Below are 19,323 nucleotides of genomic sequence, written 5' to 3' on the forward strand. Positions count from 1 at the left end.
ATAACGACGTTGATTCGGCCGTACTCCAATCGGCATTGGCGGCCGACTTGCATCGCGCGATGCTGGTTGCCAAGGTGCGCCAGGATGCCGAGAAAGACTTGCCGACCCTCACCAAGGCCGAGCTGGCCGAGCTGCTGTTCGAGCAGGTCGGCCTGAACAAGCGCGAAGCGAAAGACATGGTCGAGACGTTCTTCGACGAGATCCGCAATGCGCTCGAACGCGGCGAAGCGGTCAAGCTGTCGGGCTTCGGCAACTTCCAGTTGCGCGACAAGCCGCAGCGGCCGGGACGCAATCCGAAAACCGGCGAAGAGATTCCAATCACCGCGCGCAGGGTCGTCACGTTCCACGCCAGCCAGAAACTCAAAGGCATGGTTGAAGCGACCAGCCCGCTAGCCCGCGCGGCGTAATCATCCATGAACGATCGTCCGAGCAAGACCGATCTCATCGTGCTGCCCGCTATCCCGGCCAAGCGCTACTTCACGATCGGGGAAGTCAGTGAGTTGTGCGGTGTCAAACCGCACGTGCTTCGCTACTGGGAGCAGGAATTTACTCAACTGAAACCTGTCAAACGACGTGGGAATCGGCGTTATTACCAGCACCACGAGGTGTTGTTGATCCGCCGAATTCGCGAGTTGTTGTATGAGCAGGGCTTCACCATCAGCGGCGCGCGCAACAAGCTCGACAGCCGCGGCGGCGAAGTGCCGTTGCCGGCAGGCGAAGATCGCCTGGATCCGGCAGGCGGCCAAGACGGCGGCGCCGGTCGCGCGCCGCATCCTGACAATGCAATGATTCGCGCCGAGCTGTCGGCCATCCTGGCGCTACTGAAACAGGGCGTGTAAGCGTTCTGCCGGACGCGCGGTCAGGGCGCTGGCTGTATGCTGCTGCCAGGTGATAGAATATTGATATTGTAGGGTAGTACCCCCAACGCATGCGCAGTACCGGGCGTGAGGTTCGCCTCGGCTCTTTCCTAGCCAGGAAAATATAAGGAAGACAATGATACGCGTTGCCATTTGTGACGATCACCAAATTGTACGAGCAGGTTTCAAGCAGATTTTTTCGACGTCCGGCGACGACTTTACCGTCGTTGCCGAAGGCGCAACCGGGCGTGAAGCCCTTGACATCGCACGGCGCGAAATTTGCGACGTGCTGTTGCTCGATATCGCCATGCCCGACCAGAGCGGCATCGATATCCTGCGCACTATTCGCCAGGGCCAGCCGAACCTGCCGGTGCTGATTCTGTCCGGCTATCCTGCGCAGCAGTACGCGCTGAACCTGTTCAAGATGGGCGCCAACGGCTACCTGAACAAAGAATGCGAAGCGGACGAGCTGAAAACGGCCGTGCGCACCGTCTTCCAGGGCCGCCGCTACGTGTCGTCGACCGTGGGTGAATTGCTGGCGCAAAGTTTTGACCGCGACCCGAATACGGCGCTGCACACCGAGTTGTCGGACCGCGAGTTCCAGGTATTCCTGCGCCTGGCCAAAGGCGCGACCGTGTCGGACATCGGCGTCGCGCTGTCGCTGTCGATCAAGACAGTGTCGACTTACCGCACCCGCATCATGGAAAAAATGGGCCTGCAGTCGAACAGCGACCTGACCTATTACGCAATGAAAAACAATCTTCTCGACTAAGCGCCCGGCGCCTTGATCCTGGCAGCCTTGCACATTTCACAGTTGTGCTTGGCTGAAACGCTCGGAGTCCCGGTCTATAATGCGGACAGAATGACTCTGCAGTGCGCAAAGGAAACCGAGGATGTATTTCACCACCGACTCCGCGGCCAAACCGGGTCTGCCGTTTTACAAAACCGTGTTGTGCCTGCTGTGCGTCCTGATCCTGGTCGTCAACGGCATCAGCCTGGCGCGCAACCTGCAGTCGCTGCGCAGCGCCAACGAGCTGCAAGCCCAGGGCGCGCGGGTCGGCGACAAAGTCCAATATCTGAACGTGCTGATAATGGATGCCGAAAGCAGCCTGCAGGGCCATTTCCTGTCGGGCGCCGAGTCCTATCTCGGCCCGCTGCGCACCGCCCGCGCCGAGATCAATACCCAATTTGCCGAACTGCAGAAATTGCTGGCCGACAGTCCGTCGCAGCTGAAGAACCTGGCGCAGCTGCGCACGCTGATCTACCGCAAACTGTCGAGCATGGACCAGACCCTGACGGTGTACCGTTCCGGCGGCCTGGACGACGTGGTCAGGATCGCCGAGACGGCCGAAAGCCAGAGTGTGATGGACGAGATCCGCCTGCAGGTCGTGATCATTGCGCGCGAGCAGACCGAGCTGATGACGGCGCGCAGTGCGGCGTTCTACAAGCAATACCAGAGCGCCGTGGTGCTCGGCATCGGCATCAACCTGGCGGCGATCCTCGTCATCGCGCTGTTCTACCGGCTGATACGGAGCAGCTTTTTTTCGCGCCTGGTGGCGCAGCGCGCGCTGCAACATGCCAACGACACGCTTGAATCGATGGTGGTGCTGCGCACCGAGCAGCTGGCGGTGCTGTCGCGCCACCTGATCAGTGTCAGCGAGGAAGAAAAGGCCAAGCTGGCGCGCGAACTGCACGACGAGATGGGCGCCAACCTGACGGCCATCAGCATCGACATCAATGCCGTCACCGAACGGCTGCGCCCGGACCATGCGCCGCTGGCGGCCATGCTCGAGCGCGCGCGCGCAACCCTGGTCGACACGGTGCAGCTAAAGCGCCGCATTGTCGAAAACTTGCGACCCAGCCTGCTCGACAACCTGGGCCTGGCGGCCGCGCTGCACAGCTACTGCGACGAGTTTGGCAAGGTCACCGGCATCGACTGCGAAGCGCTGATTGACGGCGACGTCGATGCGGCCGGGCCGATGCATGCGATTGCGGTGTTTCGCATCGTGCAGGAGGCGCTCAACAACGTCGCCAAATATGCGCGCGCGCGGCACGTCATCGTGCACCTGGCGCGCGAAGGCGACGACCTGGCACTGGAAGTGATCGATGATGGTATCGGCATTGAACTCGACGCGGCGCGCGAACCGAAATCGCACGGTTTGCTTGGCATGCGTGAACGCGCATTGCTGCTGGGCGGCAGCCTGAAAATAAAACGCGGGATCAATGGCATCGGCACGTGTGTCGAAGCATTGATCCCGCTGGTGCAGCAGGGGGCCGCGCAGGACGCCGTTTCGGTGACGATCAGCGCGCCACATCCTCCAGCAGGCGATCATATTCCGTCTTTGCAACCTTGTAGCACTCGCCCGCATACTCCTCAAGACCTTGACGGTCAATTACGGTGATGTTGCCGCGACGGTACTGAATCAGGCCGTCGTCTTGCAGCTTGCCGGCGGCAGCGGTGATGCTTTCGCGGCGCACGCCCAGCATGATCGAGATCAGTTCCTGGGTCACCTTCAGTTCGTTCGATGGCGAGCGGTCGAGGCGGTCGAGCAACCAGCGGCACAGCTTTTGTTCGATCGAGCTGTGACGCCCGCCGACGGCGTTCTGCGCCATCTGAGCAAACAGGGCATTCGTGTAACGCATCAGCAACTGGGGCAGGGCGCCGCCCTGGTTGAAGGCGTCGCGCAGGTATTGCGTCTTGAGGCGGTAGCCGTAGCCGGCGCTTTGCACGACGGCGCTGCACATGGCGCGCTCGCCCATGAACAGGGACATGCCGACGACGCCTTCATGGCCGATCACGGCGATTTCGGTGGTGGCGCCGTCTTCCATCACGTACACCAGGGAGACGATGGCGGTGGTCGGGAAATACACGTTTTCAAGCTTGCTGCCGTACTCGAACAGTTCCTTGCCAGCGGGCAGGGCAACCAGTTCCAGATGGTCGAACAGGGTTTCGAGGTCATGGCGTGGCAGCGCGGCAAGCAATTCGTTCTGCTGGGTGCCGCTATAGCTGACGACGGGTTTGGACGCAACTTTTGATTCCAGCCCATTGCCGGGAATCTGGTTTACCGATGGAGCTTTTTGCGCGGTACCACCAAGTTGAGTGCTGTTCATTTTTATCCTCATTATCTCTACATGACATCGGGAGCGTTGCGGCGTGTTCTGACTGTTGCCGATTCGCGATGTATGAACGATACGGGCTTAGTCTGTTGCCGAACATAAGATTAGCAGTCGCCCCCATGTAGGCTGCGTGCATAGAACCTTGTGGTCCTAGTCCTACTGGGGGGCTCCAGTCATCCCTGCGGGTATTTTGTTGGGATCGAGAACCAAAATGCCCCATAATGGGCGCTCTCCCGCTACCCAAGTCCGCACCCATGCATGTATTACTGGTCGAAGACGACGCCGTGCTCGCCGATGGCCTGTCGCGCATACTGGAAGGGCAGGGCATGGTCGTCGAGGTGCTTGGCGACGGCATGCTGGCCGACCAGTTGCTGCAGCGCCCGGAAGCGGCGGCGATCCATGTCGCCGTGCTCGACATCGGCCTGCCCGGCATTGACGGCTTTGAAGTGGTGCGCCGCCTGCGCGCGCGCGGCAGCGCGCTGCCGGTGCTGCTGCTGACGGCGCGCGATGCCGTCGAAGACCGTGTGCGCGGCCTCGAGACCGGCGCCGACGATTACCTGGTCAAGCCGTTTGCCACCGCCGAGCTGGTCGCGCGCATCAAGGCGCTGGCGCGCCGCAACGCGCCGCCGGCAGCGCTGCTGGCCCTGGGCGAACTGCGGCTCGATACGTCTGCGCGCCGCGCCCGCATCGGCGAGCGCGCCATCGACCTGTCGGTGCGCGAGTGGGCAGTGCTCGAATACCTGCTGCAGCACGGCGGGCGCGTGGTGTCGAAGCAGCAGATCATCGAAGCGATCCTGCCGTGGGGCGACGACCTGACGCTCAATGCGGTGGAAGTCTACATTTCGCGGCTGCGCCTGAAAATTGCCGACGCCGGCGTTGCCATCCGCACCATCCGCGGCTTCGGCTACATGCTCGAAGCATCGCATGACTAGCATCCGGCTGCGCCTGCTGAAGTGGCTGATCGGGCCGATTCTGCTGGTCAATGTGGCCGGCGCGGCGCTGGCGGCGATGCTCGGCTGGACGCCGGCGCAGTTGCGCGCCGAACAGGACCTGTCGGCCACCATCGGCGCTCTGGTGGCGCTGGAAGCGTTGTTCACCCTGGTGCTAGTCGGCCTGATCTGGTTTTCCGTCACCAACGGCTTGCAGCCGCTGGCGCGCCTGTCGGCCCAGCTGCGCACACGCGACGCCGACGACCTGGCGCCGGTCGGCGCGCCCGACGTGCCGGTCGAACTGGCGCCGGTGGTGGCCGCCTTCGACGACCTGCTGGCCAAACTGCAGGCCGGCGCCAGCGCCCAGCACGACTTTCTCGCCAATGTCGCCCATCAGCTGCGCACGCCGCTGGCCGGCGTCAAGCTGCAGCTCGAGTGGCTCGCCGCGCGCCACGGCGCCGATGCCGACAGCGTCCATTCGATCCGCCTGATGCTGCTGTCAAACGAGCGCATGATTCGCCAGACCAACCAGTTGCTCGCGCTCGCGCGGGCCGAGCCGAGCCACTTCGAAAAGACTCGCCTCGAGCCGCTCGACCTGGCCGCGCTGGTGGAAGAGTCGATCCAGCACTTCGTCGACCTGGCGGTGAAGAACCGCATCGACCTCGGCTTCGAGCTGGCGCCGGTGCCGATCGCCGGCGACCGCTTCCTGCTGCGCGACCTGATCGACAACCTGGTCGACAACGCGCTGCGCTACACGCCGGCGCAGGGAACGGTGACGGTCAGCTGTTATCGCGACGGCAAGTATGGCGTGCTGGCGGTGGAGGATTCCGGCCCCGGCATCGCGCTTTCCCAGCGCGAGCGCGTCTTCAACCGCTTCGTGCGGCTCGACGACAGCACCACCGGCAGCGGCCTGGGCCTGGCGATCGTGCGCGATATCGCGCTCGCCCACGGCGCCAGCATCGCCATCGACAGCCGCGCCGCCGGCGAGGGCGCCATCTTTTCTGTGCGTTTCCTTAGTTAAATCTTCCTTAGAAGCATCTTTTTCATCGTTGTCAGGAATTTGTCAGCATTTCCTCAGGGAACTGCAAGCTTGACGCGCTACTATCCACGGTAGAAGATTGCCGTATGGAACTATTGCGTAGCGCGAGGCAAAACAGATGAACAACAAAGCAGATGGTTTTACCCTGGTCGAGCTGATGGTCACGCTGGCGGTGGTCGGCGTGCTGACGTCGATCGCCGCGCCCAGCTTTCGCGGCATGGTGCTCGACACGCGCCTGTCGACCCAGGCCAACGACATGCTGCTGTCGCTCAAGTTCACCCGTTCGGAGGCGGTCAAGCGCAATGCGCGCGTGACGATGTGCCGCAGCAGCAGCGGCACCGGCTGCGCGGCGGCCGCCACTGGCTCGGCCAGCTGGGAGTCGGGCTGGATCGTGTTCGCCGATGGCGGCGTGGTCGGTACCGTCGACGCCACCGACACGGTGCTGCGGGTGCAGGGCGCGCTGCCGACCGCGACGGTGGACGGCGCCGGCGGCGTCGCCGACTTCGTCTCGTACGTCGGCAACGGCCAGACCAGCGCGGCCGCTGGCGGCACCCAGGTCGGCACCTTCAGCCTGTGCGGCCCGGAACTGACGGCGCGCCGCCGCAAGATCGCCCTGACCCCGGGTAGCGGCTGGGTCGGCGTGCAAACCGTCGCCGCCGCCACCACCTGCACCAGCGCCTAGACCGAAAGACGCAGATGAAAAAATTTCCCCAAAAACAACGCGGCTTCTCGCTGCTGGAAGTGATGATCACGATGCTGATCGTCAGCTTCGGCCTGCTCGGCATCGGCGGCATCATCGTCATCAGCCTGAAAAACAACCAGGGGTCCTACGCGCGCGGCCAGGCCACCTTGATGGTCAACGACATGGTCGACCGCATGCGCGCCAACCGCGGCGTGGCCGAAGCGGCGCCGTCGCCGTACAACCTGGCGCTGACGGCGACGCCGGCCGGCACCACCGTCGCCGCCACCGACCTGGCCGAGTGGCGCGCCGCGCTGGCCGCCAGCATCCCGTCCGGCACCGGCGCCGTGCTGGTCAACGACGCCAGCAAGAAAGTGACGATCACGGTGCAGTGGGACGACTCGCGCGGCACCACCGACACCGGCAACAACGTTGGCCTGAGCAACCAGCAACTGGTGGTGGAGACCCGCTTATGAGCCGCTCGACGAGTTACCACATCGTTGCGCGGGCGCGTCGCCAGGCTGGCCTCGGCCTGGCCGAGGTGCTGGTGGCAATGACGATCGGCCTGGTGCTGCTGGGCGCGATCGGGTATCTGCTGATCGGCAGCAAGCAGATGAGCAGCACGCAGGAAGACGTCGCGCGGATGCAGGAAAGTTCGCGCAACGCCATGGAGATGCTCGGCAAGGCGGTGCGCCAGGCCGGCTTCCAGCTCGACGTCGACCGCGACCACTCGGGCGAATCGGTCGCCGGCACCGACTACGGCGGCACCGGGCCAACCGCGCAGGCCGATACGCTGACGGTGCGCCACGACCCGGCCTGGATGGCCGACAGCACCATTCCGCCGAATCCCTACCACGGCCAGGAAATCAACTGCGAAGGTAACCTGATCACTTCCAACAACGTCGTCGACACGACGACCGGCGTGCGCCCGCCCAATTCGAACCTGGTCGAATATGCGTTTTCGGTGGCCGGCAACCGGCTGCTGTGCAAGGCCGACGCCAGCAATCCGGCCGTCGGCGGCGTGGTGGTGGCGGACAACATTGAAAACATGCAGGTGCTGTACGGTATTGGCAACGGTTCCGAATCGCTGATCGCCTACACCGCCACGCCGAGCGCGACGCAGTGGGCCCAGGTCGCCGCCATTCGCATCAGCCTGCTCGTGCGCGGGCCGACCCCGAACCTGGCGCCGAACAACAGCCAGACCTATACCTACAACGGCGTGACGGCCACCTCGACCGACGGCCGCCTGCGCCAGGTCTACACGTCGACGTTTGCGGTGCGTAACCAGGCAAGGTGGAAATGATGCTGATCAAAAATTTCAAAGGCAGCGCGCAGCAGCGCGGCGCCGTGCTCATCACCGGCATCATTTTCCTGGTGGTGGTGACGATGGTGGTGCTGGCGGTGCTGCGCAGCGGCACGCTGGAAGAGAAGATGGCGCGCAACGCGCGCGACCGCCAGGTGGCGCTGCAGGCGGCCGAATCGGTGCTGCGCGACGCCGAGGCGACCTTTTCCGGCCCGCCGTTCGACCCGTACGACCCGAGCGCGTTTACCAGCGCCTGCACCAACGGCTACTGCTTCAAGCCGACCGCCAGCGCCACCTGGCAAACCATCGACTGGAGCTCGACGGCGCTGACGCGCACCTTTGCCCTTGCCGGCTCGCAGATCACCGGCCTGAATACCCAGCCGCGCTACATCGTCGAAATCATCGTGCCGCCGGTCAAAGGCAGCAGCGTCGGCCAGTGTGAAAACGGCCTGGCCAAGGTCACCGCGCGCGGCGTCGGCAACGGCAACGCCGCCAGCCTGGTGCAATCGACGGTCCGCTTCAAGGTGTTTACCAACATCTGCGATTTTTAAGGCAAGCCCCGGAACAGTATCGGAGAATGACCATGCAAATGAATAAAAAATATTACCTGCGCGCCGGCGTCGCCGTGCTCGCTCTGGCCGGCCTTGCCAAAGTTCTGGCGGCGATCAGCTTCAACCCGCACGCGCAGCCGATCGGCTACGTCGGCCAGCCGGTGGTGTCGAATTCGAACGTGGCCAGCGGCACTGCCAAGATCTATTCGATCGATTACAACTCGAACGACTGGAGCGGCAACCTGCACTCGTATCCGGTCACCAGCGCCGGCGCCATCGACAACGTCGACGATTGGGGCACCGGCGGCGCCTCGGCCCAGGTCAAGGCCCAGAGCGTGGCCGGCACCCGCTACATCGTGACGATGAAAGACGGCCTCGGCATCCCGTTCCAGTGGGCCGACCTGTCCACCGCCCAGCGCAGCCTGCTCGATCCGGCCAAGACGACGCCGGCCACCACCGCCTCGCCGCTGGTCGACTACGTGCGCGGCAGCGCCAGCAACGAAGGCACCGGGGCGGGCGAGTTCCGCCCGCGCGCCTACGGCCTGGGCGACATGATCCACTCGACGCCGGTCTACTGGAACGACGGCGTCAACCGCACCGTGTTCGTCGGCGCCAATGACGGCATGCTGCATGCGATCGACGCCGCCACCGGCCAGGAACGCTTCGCCTACATTCCGTCGGTGCTGATCGGCCGCCTCGGCGCGCTGGCCAGCCAGCCCTACGTGCACCAGTACTATGTTGATGGCCGCATGGACGTCAAGAAGTTCACTACCGGCAGCGGCGCCAGCGCCACCAGCCGCACCATCCTGACCGGCACGCTCGGCGCAGGCGGCAAGGCGCTGTTCGGCCTGGACGTGACGAACGCGGCGGCGGCCTCCGAAGCGCTCGCCGCCGCCAAGGTGCTGTGGGAAATCACGCCGGCCAGCACGGGCTTTGGCGACCTTGGCGACACCTACTCGGCGCCGACCCTGCTGACCATGCCGGATGCGACCAACACGCCGGCGCTGGTGGTCGGCAACGGCTACAACAACACCGGTACCACCGGCCACGCCGTGCTGTACCTGGTCAATGCCACCACCGGCGCCCTGATCCACGCCTTCGACACCGGTTCGGGCAGCATCGCCAGCCCGAACGGCCTGTCGTCGCCAAGCCTGTGGGACACCAACAACGACGGCAAGAAAGACACTGCCTACGCCGGCGACATCGACGGCCACGTGTGGAAATTCACGCTCACCGCGCCCTACACCGCCAGCTCGGTCACGCGGGTCTACACCAACACCGCCGGCGCCCAGCATGCCATTACCATGGCCCCTGGCCTGTCGGCCCACCCGCTCGGCGGCGTAATGGTGACGTTCGTGACCGGCCGCATGTTCACCGCCGCCGACGCCACCAACACCGAACGGCATTTCGCCTACGGCATCTGGGATGGCGCACCGGCGGCCAACGACACGCTGCTGACACAGACCCTGGTCGAGGCGACCTACACCGGCGTGACGCCGAATATACGGGTGCGCGTTGCCACCACCGACGCGCCCAACTGGACCCCCGGCGTCGGTCACCACAAGGGCTGGAAGACCGAGTTGCCGGCCGGCGGCGAGCGCGTCGTCGGCGATGGCGCGTTCGTCACCGGCAGCGTGTTCCAGTTCATGAGCACCAATCCGACCATCAATCCGAACCTGGTGCCGCCCGGCGAAAACTGGTGGATGCAGCTCAACGTGCTGACCGGCGGCGACACCGGCGTGACCCAGTTCGACCTTAACAACGACCGCGAATTCACCTCCGACGACGAAGTGGCGCTGGCTCCGAGCGTGGTCGGGCGCGATCCGGTCGGCCGCCACATGGGCGGCGGCGTGCGCTCGCAGCTGATCGCCATTTCCGCCGACGGCGTCGACGTGTTCCAGTCCAACTACGACAAGAACAGCGCGCCGGTGACGACGCCACCCGTCACCGAAACGACGACGGTGGTGACGGGCGACCGCGGCGTCTCGGGCGGCCACTTCGACTTTGATGTCTACTGCTACACCAACTGCGGCGACGGCAAGGGCACCACCCGCGGCGATGGGTATTTCTACATCGGCCGCAACAGCGAGGCGCAGACCAACAACCTGTATTACACCCACGTTCACGAATACGACGACATCTACGACGTTACCGGCGTCAACATGCTCGCGCCGAGCCAGGGTTTGTTCAAGCTGCAGCGCATCAAGCACGGGGCGGCCGCCACCGCCGGCGCCCCCGCGCACTTGCCGGATACGCCGCGCCTGGAAGCCGACGAAGAGATGCCGGCGACGGGCGTGACGGCGCTGACGACCACCGACCCGACCGTGAAAACGGCCAGGAACCTGCCGAGCAAAACGTTCAGCTACGAGCACACGACCCCGGTGCAGATGGCCGGCTTCCCGACGACGACGTCGAACGGCACGGTCATCACGACCAACGACAAGACGACCTATCACACCACGCTTACCACGGTCGAGCCCGTAACGACCGGACCGAGGAGCGGCAACAAGTGGCCGTACAGAATGAAAAAGGTCGTCAGCCAGTGGGATACCGTGGTTACCCAGACCTCGACCGTCCCGGTGCTGCGCTTCAAGGTGCTGGTGGCGAACCAAGCTTATTCGCCGGCCGTTACGCTGTCGCTGGTCGATACGACCAGTACCTACGACGCCAAGGCGTGGCAGTTCCAGAACAGCGCCGGGCTGACCGCCGCGTCGCTGCACACCTTTCGTACCGGGCCGGCGTCGGACCTGGGGGCGATCGCCAAGATGATGGTTAACATGCCGCTCGACGCCTTCAAGTCGAAGGACTGGGGCAACGGCACCACCCGCGCCGGCCTGCACCCGACCAATGCCATATGTGTCTTTTACAACCCGCGCCTGGGACCCCTGGGTGAATGGCGCAACGGCGCGCTGACGATCCAGATCGTCGACCCGAACGTCACCGACAGCGACATCCAGCTCAACGTTGCGGACCGGCCGGAGCTGGGCTACCGCATCAAGGCGTCGCGGATGGCCACGCGCCTCATCGCCGAGTACACCTTGTTCTGGCACCAGCCGAACAACAAGTGCATGGGCGACACCGGCTATACCATCACCCCGCCGCAGGACAACGAACCGTCCGACGCTGTTGCCGGCGTCAAGGCCGAGAATGGCGACCCTGCCGGCGTATTCGGCGGCGAGGGTTCCGGCGGCAATGGCACCAATCCGGTGCTCACCCCAGGCACCGTGACCACCACCGTCAACAATGCCGACGGCACCCGCACCACCACCACCGTGGTCACCACAGCAAACACCAGCGGCGGCTACACCATCACCACCACGGTGACCACCGAACCGGCCGTGTCGACCAACGTCGGCATCGTCACCGGCGGCGCGGTGGGTTCAACCGGCAATATCGACACCGGCGGCATCGACAAGAATGCCGCTACCCTGGGACGCATCACATGGCGGGAGCTGCAGCAATGAACGACATTTCACACCAGCGGGCCGGCGCCGCGCGCCAGGCCGGCGTCACCCTGATCGAACTGATGGTGGTGCTCGTCATCATCGGCATCATCTCGGCGATCGCCTATCCGTCCTACACCCGGCACGTGCTCAAATCGAACCGCAGCAATGCCCAGGCGATGCTGATGGAAAACGCCCAGTTTCTCGAGCGTTATTACACAGTCAACAACACCTACGCCGGCGCCGCGGTGGTGTCGGCGGTGGTGCCGAAGGGCGCCACCGGCAGCGCCATCAAGTACAACGTCAGTTTCTCGGTAAGCCCGAGCGCGACCGTCTACACGGTGCAGGCGGTGCCGGCCAACAGCCAGGCCGGCGACGCCTGCGGCACCTTGACACTGGCGCACACCGGCGCCCAGACGCCGGCGACCGGTTGCTGGTAAGCCGCCTGGACGGCCGCGGCAGCGCCCGGCGGCGCAAATGAGTTCACACGGGTGGCCGCGGAATCGGTAAAATTATCGGTTTTCTTGCATGGGCCATCCGATGGGCTCCAATATGGCCACCGATTCCGAACTGACTTCCGCTGACACCTCCGAAACCATTGCCGCCAAGCCGGCCGCAGTGATCGCCCGCGAGGTGGCGCGCCGCCGCACCTTCGGCATCATCTCCCACCCCGACGCCGGCAAGACGACGCTGACCGAAAAGCTGCTGCTGTTCTCCGGCGCGATCCAGATGGCCGGCACCGTCAAGGCCAGAAAGAGCGGGCGCCATGCCACCTCCGACTGGATGGAGATCGAAAAGCAGCGCGGCATTTCGGTTGCCTCGTCGGTGATGCAGTTCGAGCACCGCGACCACGTCATCAATCTGCTCGACACCCCCGGCCACCAGGACTTTTCGGAAGACACCTACCGCGTGCTGACGGCGGTCGACTCGGCGCTGATGGTGATCGACGCGGCCAAGGGCGTCGAGGCGCAGACCATCAAGCTGCTGGCGGTATGCCGCATGCGCAGCACGCCGATCGTCACCTTCATGAACAAGATGGACCGCGAAACGCGCGATCCGCTCGAACTGCTCGACGAACTCGAATCGGTGCTGAAGATCGAATGCGCGCCGGTGACCTGGCCGATCGGCATGGGCAAGAACTTCCGCGGCGTGTACCACCTGTTGCGCGACGAGATCATGCTGTTCAAGGCCGGCGAGGAAAAGGCCGACGGCGCCTTCGAGATCATCAAGGGCATCGACAATCCGCGCCTGACCGACATGTTCCCGCTCGAGATCGAGCAGCTCAAGACCGAAGTGGAGCTGGTGCACGGCGCCTCGCATCCGTTCGACCTCGAACGCTTCCTGGCAGGTATCCAGACGCCGGTGTTCTTCGGCTCGGCGATCAACAACTTCGGCGTGCGCGAGATCCTGTCGGCGCTGGTCGACTGGGCGCCGGCGCCGCGCGAGCGCGATGCCACGGTGCGCGTGGTGGCCCCTTCCGAGCAGCCGTTCACCGGCTTTGTCTTCAAGATTCAGGCCAACATGGACCCGGCCCACCGCGACCGCATCGCCTTCTTGCGCGTCTGCTCCGGGCGCTTCGAGCGCGGCATGAAGGTCAAGCACCTGCGCCTCGGGCGCGAAATCAAGGTGTCGTCGGTGGTGACGTTCATGGCGTCCTCGCGCGAACAAGTCGAAGAAGCCTACGCCGGCGACATCATCGGCCTGCCGAACCACGGCAACATGCAGATCGGCGACAGCTTCTCGGAAGGCGAGATGCTCACCTTTACCGGCATCCCGTACTTTGCACCCGACTTCTTCCGCTCGGTGCGGATCCGCAATCCGCTGAAGATCAAGCAGCTCCACAAGGGCCTGCAGCAGCTCGGCGAAGAAGGCGCGGTGCAGGTGTTCAAGCCGGTGCAGGGCGGCGAACTGGTACTTGGCGCGGTCGGCGTGCTGCAGTTTGAAGTCGTCGCCAGCCGCCTGCTCAACGAGTACGGCGTCGACGCCGTCTTCGAAGGCACCAGCATCAGCAGCGCGCGCTGGGTCAGCGGCGACGACAAGCGCGTGCTGGCCGACTTCGAGGCGGCCCTCGGCCACAACGTCGCCTACGACGCCGCCGGCAACCTGGCCTACCTGGCCACCTCCAACGTCAACCTGCGCCTGACCGAGGAGCGCTGGCCGAAGCTGACGTTCCACGCCACGCGCGAGCACGCGGCAAAGCTGGTGTAAGCGCGTCTTGACCGGCGCTGTCCGGCAGGTCCTACCTGGCGGCGCGCGCCAGCAGGTAGGCGTCGACGATGGCGCCGATCCAGCACACCAGCATCACGCCGGCCGCCACTGTCCCGACGGTGGAGGCGCCGCCGCTTTGCTCGAGGCGGGCGGCAATCGCCACCGGATCGGGCGCCACCGTGCCGGCCATGATCTGCCCGGCGATCTCGGTTGCCTGGCCGAACGCCTGGCCGAGAAACACCACCACCGCCGCCAGCGTCGGCAGCAAAAACAGCAGGGCGCGCCCACCGCGCTTGAGGTAGAGGTGGCCCGCTCCCGGGAACACCAGTGCCGATATCAAAGCGGCAATCACCGGACGGCTCATTCGACTCCTTTTTCTTCGCGTTGCACGCGTACTTGATTGGCGGAACTGTTTGCGCGGGCGCAAACCGGGGCTGCGCCGAGGGGGTAGATTTACCCATGCGTTTAAGCAAGAGAAACGCATGCCCTAGACCGGCCCCAGCCATCATACCTGCCCGCGCCAGCGACGGTGTGCACGTTGACCGAACCGGAGGACCCACCTTGAACGTGCTCTCGAAACTGAAGATCGGCCCCAAGCTGCTGCTCGCCCCCGGCGTGGTGCTGCTGCTGCTGGTCGTGCTCTCTAGCGGCGCCTACTACGCGATGCTGCGCCAGAACGCCTCGCTCGAAACGATCGTCGAGCAGCGCGCGGCGCGCATGCGCGACGCCGCCGAACTGGTCGCCGCCGCCCAGCACGCGCACACCGAAATGTACCAGCTGCTGACGTGGATGAGCGCGAGCTTTTCGACCGCCCGCGTCGATGCGCTGATCCGCGACATCCACCAGCGCCACAATGCTCTGCAGCGGCGCTTCGCCAACCTGACGCGGGTGACCGCGGCCGGCGGCGCCGAACGCCGCTTCGTCGAGCAGGCCGAAGGCGCGCACGCCACCTACGTGCGGGCCATCCGCGACGTCATCGAGCTGTCGCAGCAGGACCATTCGATGAGCGCCAGCGCGATGTCGAAGGCCGAGCGCGCGTTCGACCTGGTGGCGCTGCGCCTGGGCGAGCTGTCGCGCCTCGAGCGCGAACTGAGCGAACAGGCCTCGACCAGCGCGAAGGACGATTTTCGCGCCATCTCGACCTTGATGCCGATCGTGATCGTGCTGTCGATCGTGCTGTCGCTGGCGATCACGATGGCGGTGCGCAAGGCGCTGCTAAAGGAGGTGACCGAGATCGGCGAAGCCGCGCTGGGGCTGGCCAACGGTAACCTGATGGTCGCGCCGCGCAGCTACGGCAAGGATGAAATTTCCGACACCAGTCGCGTGCTCGACACCAGCATCCGCAACCTGAACGCGACCTTGAAGGGTATCCTCGAGTCGGCGCGCTCGATCGACACCGCCTCGCGCGAGATGGCGATCGGGAACGCCGACCTGTCGAACCGCACCGAGGCGCAAGCCTGTTCGCTGCTGCAGACTGCCTGCTCGATGGAGGAGCTGACCGCGGTCATCAGCCAGACCGCCAGCAAAACGCAGGCGGCCAACCGGCTGGCGGAAAATGCCACCAGCGTGGCCAGCAAAGGCAGCGACGTGGTCGGCCGCCTGCTGGCGACGATGGCGTCGATCCGCGCCAGTTCGGCCAAGGTGGTCGACATCGCCGCGGCGATCGACGCGATCGCCAGCCACACCGGTATGCTGGCGCTGAAGGCGGCGGTCGAAGCCGGGCACGCCGGCGAAGATGGGCGCCGTTTCGCGGCGGTGGCGTCGGACATGCGCGCGCTGTCGCGGCAAAGCGCCGGCGCGGCGCGCGACATCCGCGACCTGATCGCCCAGTCGGTGGCCGAGATCGACGGCGGCTGTGCGTCGGTGCTGGAGGCGGGCCACAGCATGGCCGACCTGGCCACGTCGGTGCAGCAGGTGGGCGACATCATCAACGAGATCAGCCACGCCAGCGCCGAGCAGGCCACCGGCATCTTCGAGGTGAGCCAGGCGATCGTGCAGATGGACCAGATGACGCAGAAGAATTCGGCGCTGGTGACGGAGGCGGCGGCCGCCGCCGAGAGCCTGCAGCAGCAGGCCGTCAGTCTGGCGCGGGCGGTGGCCGGCTTCAACCTCGACGAGGCGGCGCTGCTGCCGCTGCCGTCGCCGCCGCGGCACGGCGTCAACGGCCGCAAGAGCCACCTGCGGCTTGCCTCCAAGCGCGCCTGACCTGACCCCAGCGTTGCAGGCGAAAAAAATGGGCCCGAAGGCCCGTTTCTCATTGGCGACGCCGAGATCTACTTCTACTCGTAGTCGCTGACCGGCGCGCAGCCGCAGAACAGGTTGCGGTCGCCGTAGGCATTGTCGGCGCGGCCGACCGGCGGCCAGTACTTCTGGCGCCGCAGCGACGCCACCGGGAACGCCGCCACTTCGCGGCTGTACTTGTGCTGCCAGTCGTCGGCCATCACCACTTCGGCGGTGTGCGGGGCGCCTTTCAGCGGATTGTCCTCGCGCTCGTACTCGCCGCGCTGGACCTTGACGATCTCGGCGTGGATGGCGATCATCGCATCGATGAAGCGGTCGATCTCGATCTTCGATTCGCTCTCGGTCGGTTCGATCATCAGGGTGCCAGGCACCGGGAAGCTCATCGTCGGCGCATGGAAGCCGAAGTCCATCAGGCGCTTGGCGACGTCTTCGTTGCTGATGCCGGTGGCGTCAGTCAGCGGGCGCAGGTCGAGGATGCATTCGTGCGCCACCAGGCCGTCGTGGCCCGAGTACAGCACCGGATAGTGGGGCGCGAGCCGGCGCGCGATGTAGTTGGCGTTCAGGATCGCCACTTCGGTCGCCGCGGTCAGGCCTTCGCCGCCCATCATCGCGATGTACATCCACGAAATCGGCAGGATCGAGGCCGAGCCATACGGCGCCGCGCTGACCGCGCCGATACCCGCTTCGTCGCGCGTGTAGCCGGTCGAGCGCTGGTTCGGCAGGAACTTCGCCAGGTGCGCGCCGACGCCGATCGGACCGACGCCAGGACCGCCGCCGCCGTGCGGGATGCAGAACGTCTTGTGCAGGTTCAGGTGGCTGACGTCGCCGCCGAAGGCGCCCGGCGCCGCCACGCCGACCAGCGCGTTCATGTTGGCGCCGTCAATGTAGACCTGGCCGCCGTGCGAGTGGATCACCTCGCACAGTTCGTCGATGCCTTCCTCGAACACGCCGTGGGTGGACGGATAGGTCACCATCACGCACGCCAGGTTCTTGCTGTGCTGCTCGGCCTTGGCCTTCAGGTCATCGAGGTCGACGTTGCCGCGCGCGTCGCACGCGGTGACGACCACCTTCATGCCGACCATGTTGGCCGACGCCGGATTGGTGCCGTGCGCCGACTGCGGGATCAGGCAGATGTTGCGGTGGCCTTCGCCGCGCGACTCGTGGTACGCCTTGATCACCAAGAGGCCCGCGTATTCACCCTGGGAGCCGGCGTTCGGCTGCAGCGACACCGCGGCGTAGCCGGTCAGCGCGCACAGCATGTCTTCGAGCTGGCCGATCATTTCGCGGTAGCCGACCGTCTGCGCATCCGGCGCGAACGGGTGGATGTTGGAAAACTCGGGCCAGGTCACCGGAATCATCTCGGACGTCGCGTTCAGCTTCATCGTGCACGAACCGAGCGGGATCATGGTGCGGTCGAGCGCCAGGTCCTTGTCGGCCAGGCTGCGCAGGTAGCGCAGCATCTCGTGTTCGGCGTGGTAGCGGTGGAAGGTCGGGTGGGTCAGGTAGGTGCTGGTGCGCGCCAGCTGTTGCGGGAAGGCGTCGTCGCCGAGCGCGTCGAAGTCCGCTTCGCCGGCGCCAAAGATTTTGCACAGCAGCGCGACGTCTTCGCGGGTGGTGGTTTCGTCGAGCGAGACGCCGACGTGCCCTGCATCGACCTTGCGCAGGTTGACGCCGTGTTCGACCGCGGCAGCGTGCAGCGCGTCGGCGCGGTCGGTGGCGATGGTGATCGTATCGAACCAGGTCTGGTTGGCCAGCGCGAAGCCGGCCTGTTGCAGGGCGCCGGCCAGGATGGTGGTGAAACGGTGCGTGCGGTTGGCGATCTGCGCCAGGCCCGCAGGACCGTGATAGACCGCGTACATCGACGCCATCACCGCCAGCAGCACCTGCGCGGTGCAGATGTTGGAGGTGGCCTTCTCGCGGCGGATGTGCTGCTCGCGCGTTTGCAGCGCCAGGCGGTACGCCTTGTTGCCCTGGGCGTCGATGGTCACGCCTACCAGGCGGCCGGCCATGCTGCGCTTGAATTCGTCGCGCGTGGCCAGGTAGCCGGCGTGCGGGCCGCCGAAGCCGAGCGGCACGCCGAAGCGCTGGCTGTTACCGACGACGACGTCGGCGCCCCATTCGCCCGGAGGCGTGAGCAAGGTCAGCGCCAGCAGGTCGGCCGCCACGACGACCATCGCGCCGGAGGCGTGCAGCTTCTCGCAGGCGGCGCGGTAGTCGCGCACGTCGCCATTGACGCCAGGGTACTGCAGCAGCACGCCGAAGCAGGCATCGGTGATCGACTCGACCTCGCCGGCGGCGACGCTGCGCACTTCGATGCCGATCGGCCGGGCGCGCGTTTCGATCACTTCGCGCGTTTGCGGCAGCACGTCGTCGGCAACGTAGAATACGTTCGAGGCGGACTTGCCGACGCGCTGGATCAGCGTCATCGCTTCGGCCGCGGCGGTGCCTTCGTCGAGCATCGACGAGTTGGCGATGCCCATGCCGGTCAGGTCGGTGACGACCTGCTGGAAGTTCAGGATCGCCTCCAGGCGCCCCTGCGAAATCTCCGGCTGGTACGGCGTGTACGCGGTGTACCAGGCCGGGTTTTCGAAGATATTGCGCAGCACGACGGGCGGGGTGATGGTGTTGGCGTAGCCCTGGCCGATCATCGACTTCATGACCTTGTTCTGGCCCGCCAGGCCTTTCAGTTTGGCCAGTGCCGCATGCTCCGGCATCGGGTCGTAGAACTGGCCCAGTTCGAGCCGGCTCTTGTTGCGGATGTTCGGCGGCACGATGGCGTCGATCAGCGCGGCGCGCGATGCGTAGCCGAGGGTCGACAGCATCGACGCCTGCTCCGATTCGGTAGGGCCGATATGGCGCGGGATGAACGCGTCGCGTGCTTCAAGTTGGGTCAGGCTGGAACGGGTCATTTGTAAGGGCCAAAGTATATTTGCCCGCGGCGCGTGGGCGCCGTGGG

The 19,323-nt window shown here is 65.3% G+C and carries 17 protein-coding genes; 14 read left to right on the forward strand and 3 right to left on the reverse strand.

Annotation, left to right across the window (positions count from 1 at the left end):
* The first annotated feature begins 59 nt into the window (after positions 1 to 59).
* From CR105_RS07175 to CR105_RS07190, 4 genes are all read left to right on the forward strand, one after another.
* Complete coding sequence (locus CR105_RS07175; RefSeq protein ID WP_099787929.1) at positions 60 to 407, forward strand: integration host factor subunit alpha; 348 nt, start codon at positions 60 to 62, stop codon at positions 405 to 407.
* 6 nt (positions 408 to 413) lie between these two features.
* Entirely contained in the window at positions 414 to 839 is a 426-nt protein-coding gene (locus CR105_RS07180) for a MerR family transcriptional regulator (RefSeq protein ID WP_099787742.1), read from the forward strand.
* A 154-nt stretch (positions 840 to 993) separates the two neighbouring features.
* On the forward strand, positions 994 to 1,629 hold the full coding sequence (locus CR105_RS07185; RefSeq protein ID WP_099787743.1) for a response regulator: 636 nt from the start codon (positions 994 to 996) through the stop codon (positions 1,627 to 1,629).
* 121 nt (positions 1,630 to 1,750) lie between these two features.
* Complete coding sequence (locus CR105_RS07190) at positions 1,751 to 3,259, forward strand: CHASE3 domain-containing protein (RefSeq protein WP_099787744.1); 1,509 nt, start codon at positions 1,751 to 1,753, stop codon at positions 3,257 to 3,259.
* Here the strand turns inward: CR105_RS07190 and CR105_RS07195 are convergent.
* Positions 3,159 to 3,968: a Crp/Fnr family transcriptional regulator gene (locus CR105_RS07195; RefSeq protein WP_099787745.1), complete on the reverse strand. Its 810-nt coding sequence runs from the start codon at positions 3,966 to 3,968 to the stop codon at positions 3,159 to 3,161. The genes CR105_RS07190 and CR105_RS07195 overlap by 101 nt on opposite strands.
* A 260-nt stretch (positions 3,969 to 4,228) precedes the next feature.
* Here CR105_RS07195 and CR105_RS07200 point away from each other — a divergent pair, with 260 nt between their 5' ends.
* From CR105_RS07200 to CR105_RS07240, 9 genes are all read left to right on the forward strand, one after another.
* A complete protein-coding gene (locus tag CR105_RS07200; protein ID WP_099787746.1) occupies positions 4,229 to 4,906 on the forward strand; it encodes a response regulator transcription factor in 678 nt (225 codons plus the stop codon).
* Positions 4,899 to 5,924, forward strand: coding sequence for a sensor histidine kinase (locus tag CR105_RS07205; RefSeq protein ID WP_099787747.1), 1,026 nt, complete (start codon positions 4,899 to 4,901; stop codon positions 5,922 to 5,924). The genes CR105_RS07200 and CR105_RS07205 overlap by 8 nt, the downstream gene beginning before the upstream one ends.
* 136 nt (positions 5,925 to 6,060) lie before the next feature.
* Positions 6,061 to 6,624, forward strand: a complete 564-nt coding sequence (locus CR105_RS07210; RefSeq protein ID WP_099787930.1) for a GspH/FimT family pseudopilin — start codon at positions 6,061 to 6,063, stop codon at positions 6,622 to 6,624.
* A 14-nt stretch (positions 6,625 to 6,638) separates the two neighbouring features.
* Positions 6,639 to 7,097 carry a type IV pilus modification protein PilV gene (pilV, locus tag CR105_RS07215; protein WP_099787748.1) on the forward strand — a complete coding sequence of 153 codons (459 nt, stop codon included), beginning with the start codon at positions 6,639 to 6,641 and terminating at the stop codon, positions 7,095 to 7,097.
* Entirely contained in the window at positions 7,094 to 7,924 is an 831-nt protein-coding gene (locus CR105_RS07220) for a PilW family protein (protein ID WP_099787749.1), read from the forward strand. The genes pilV and CR105_RS07220 overlap by 4 nt, the downstream gene beginning before the upstream one ends.
* Positions 7,921 to 8,475 carry a pilus assembly PilX family protein gene (locus CR105_RS07225; protein ID WP_099787750.1) on the forward strand — a complete coding sequence of 185 codons (555 nt, stop codon included), beginning with the start codon at positions 7,921 to 7,923 and terminating at the stop codon, positions 8,473 to 8,475. The genes CR105_RS07220 and CR105_RS07225 overlap by 4 nt, the downstream gene beginning before the upstream one ends.
* 32 nt (positions 8,476 to 8,507) lie before the next feature.
* Positions 8,508 to 11,939 carry a pilus assembly protein gene (locus tag CR105_RS07230; protein WP_180288120.1) on the forward strand — a complete coding sequence of 1,144 codons (3,432 nt, stop codon included), beginning with the start codon at positions 8,508 to 8,510 and terminating at the stop codon, positions 11,937 to 11,939.
* The gene (locus tag CR105_RS07235; protein ID WP_099787752.1) at positions 11,936 to 12,358 is read left to right on the forward strand and encodes a type IV pilin protein; all 423 of its coding nucleotides are present in this window, start codon (positions 11,936 to 11,938) and stop codon (positions 12,356 to 12,358) included. The genes CR105_RS07230 and CR105_RS07235 overlap by 4 nt, the downstream gene beginning before the upstream one ends.
* A gap of 112 nt (positions 12,359 to 12,470) precedes the next feature.
* Positions 12,471 to 14,126: a peptide chain release factor 3 gene (locus tag CR105_RS07240; RefSeq protein WP_099787931.1), complete on the forward strand. Its 1,656-nt coding sequence runs from the start codon at positions 12,471 to 12,473 to the stop codon at positions 14,124 to 14,126.
* Between the two features lie 31 nt (positions 14,127 to 14,157).
* On the opposite strand, the gene CR105_RS07245 is transcribed toward CR105_RS07240, so the two are convergent.
* Positions 14,158 to 14,490, reverse strand: coding sequence for a DUF6677 family protein (locus tag CR105_RS07245; RefSeq protein WP_099787753.1), 333 nt, complete (start codon positions 14,488 to 14,490; stop codon positions 14,158 to 14,160).
* 203 nt (positions 14,491 to 14,693) lie between these two features.
* Between CR105_RS07245 and CR105_RS07250 the strand changes: the two genes are divergently transcribed.
* Positions 14,694 to 16,331: a methyl-accepting chemotaxis protein gene (locus CR105_RS07250; protein WP_099787932.1), complete on the forward strand. Its 1,638-nt coding sequence runs from the start codon at positions 14,694 to 14,696 to the stop codon at positions 16,329 to 16,331.
* Between the two features lie 74 nt (positions 16,332 to 16,405).
* Here the strand turns inward: CR105_RS07250 and gcvP are convergent, their stop codons facing one another.
* Positions 16,406 to 19,276 (reverse strand): aminomethyl-transferring glycine dehydrogenase, encoded by a 2,871-nt coding sequence (gene gcvP / locus CR105_RS07255; RefSeq protein WP_099787754.1) that lies wholly within the window; start codon positions 19,274 to 19,276, stop codon positions 16,406 to 16,408.
* Between the last annotated feature and the right edge of the window lie 47 nt (positions 19,277 to 19,323).

Source organism: Massilia eurypsychrophila, from assembly GCF_002760655.1.
In the GTDB taxonomy this organism is placed as follows: Bacteria; Pseudomonadota; Gammaproteobacteria; order Burkholderiales; family Burkholderiaceae_D; genus JAFCUW01.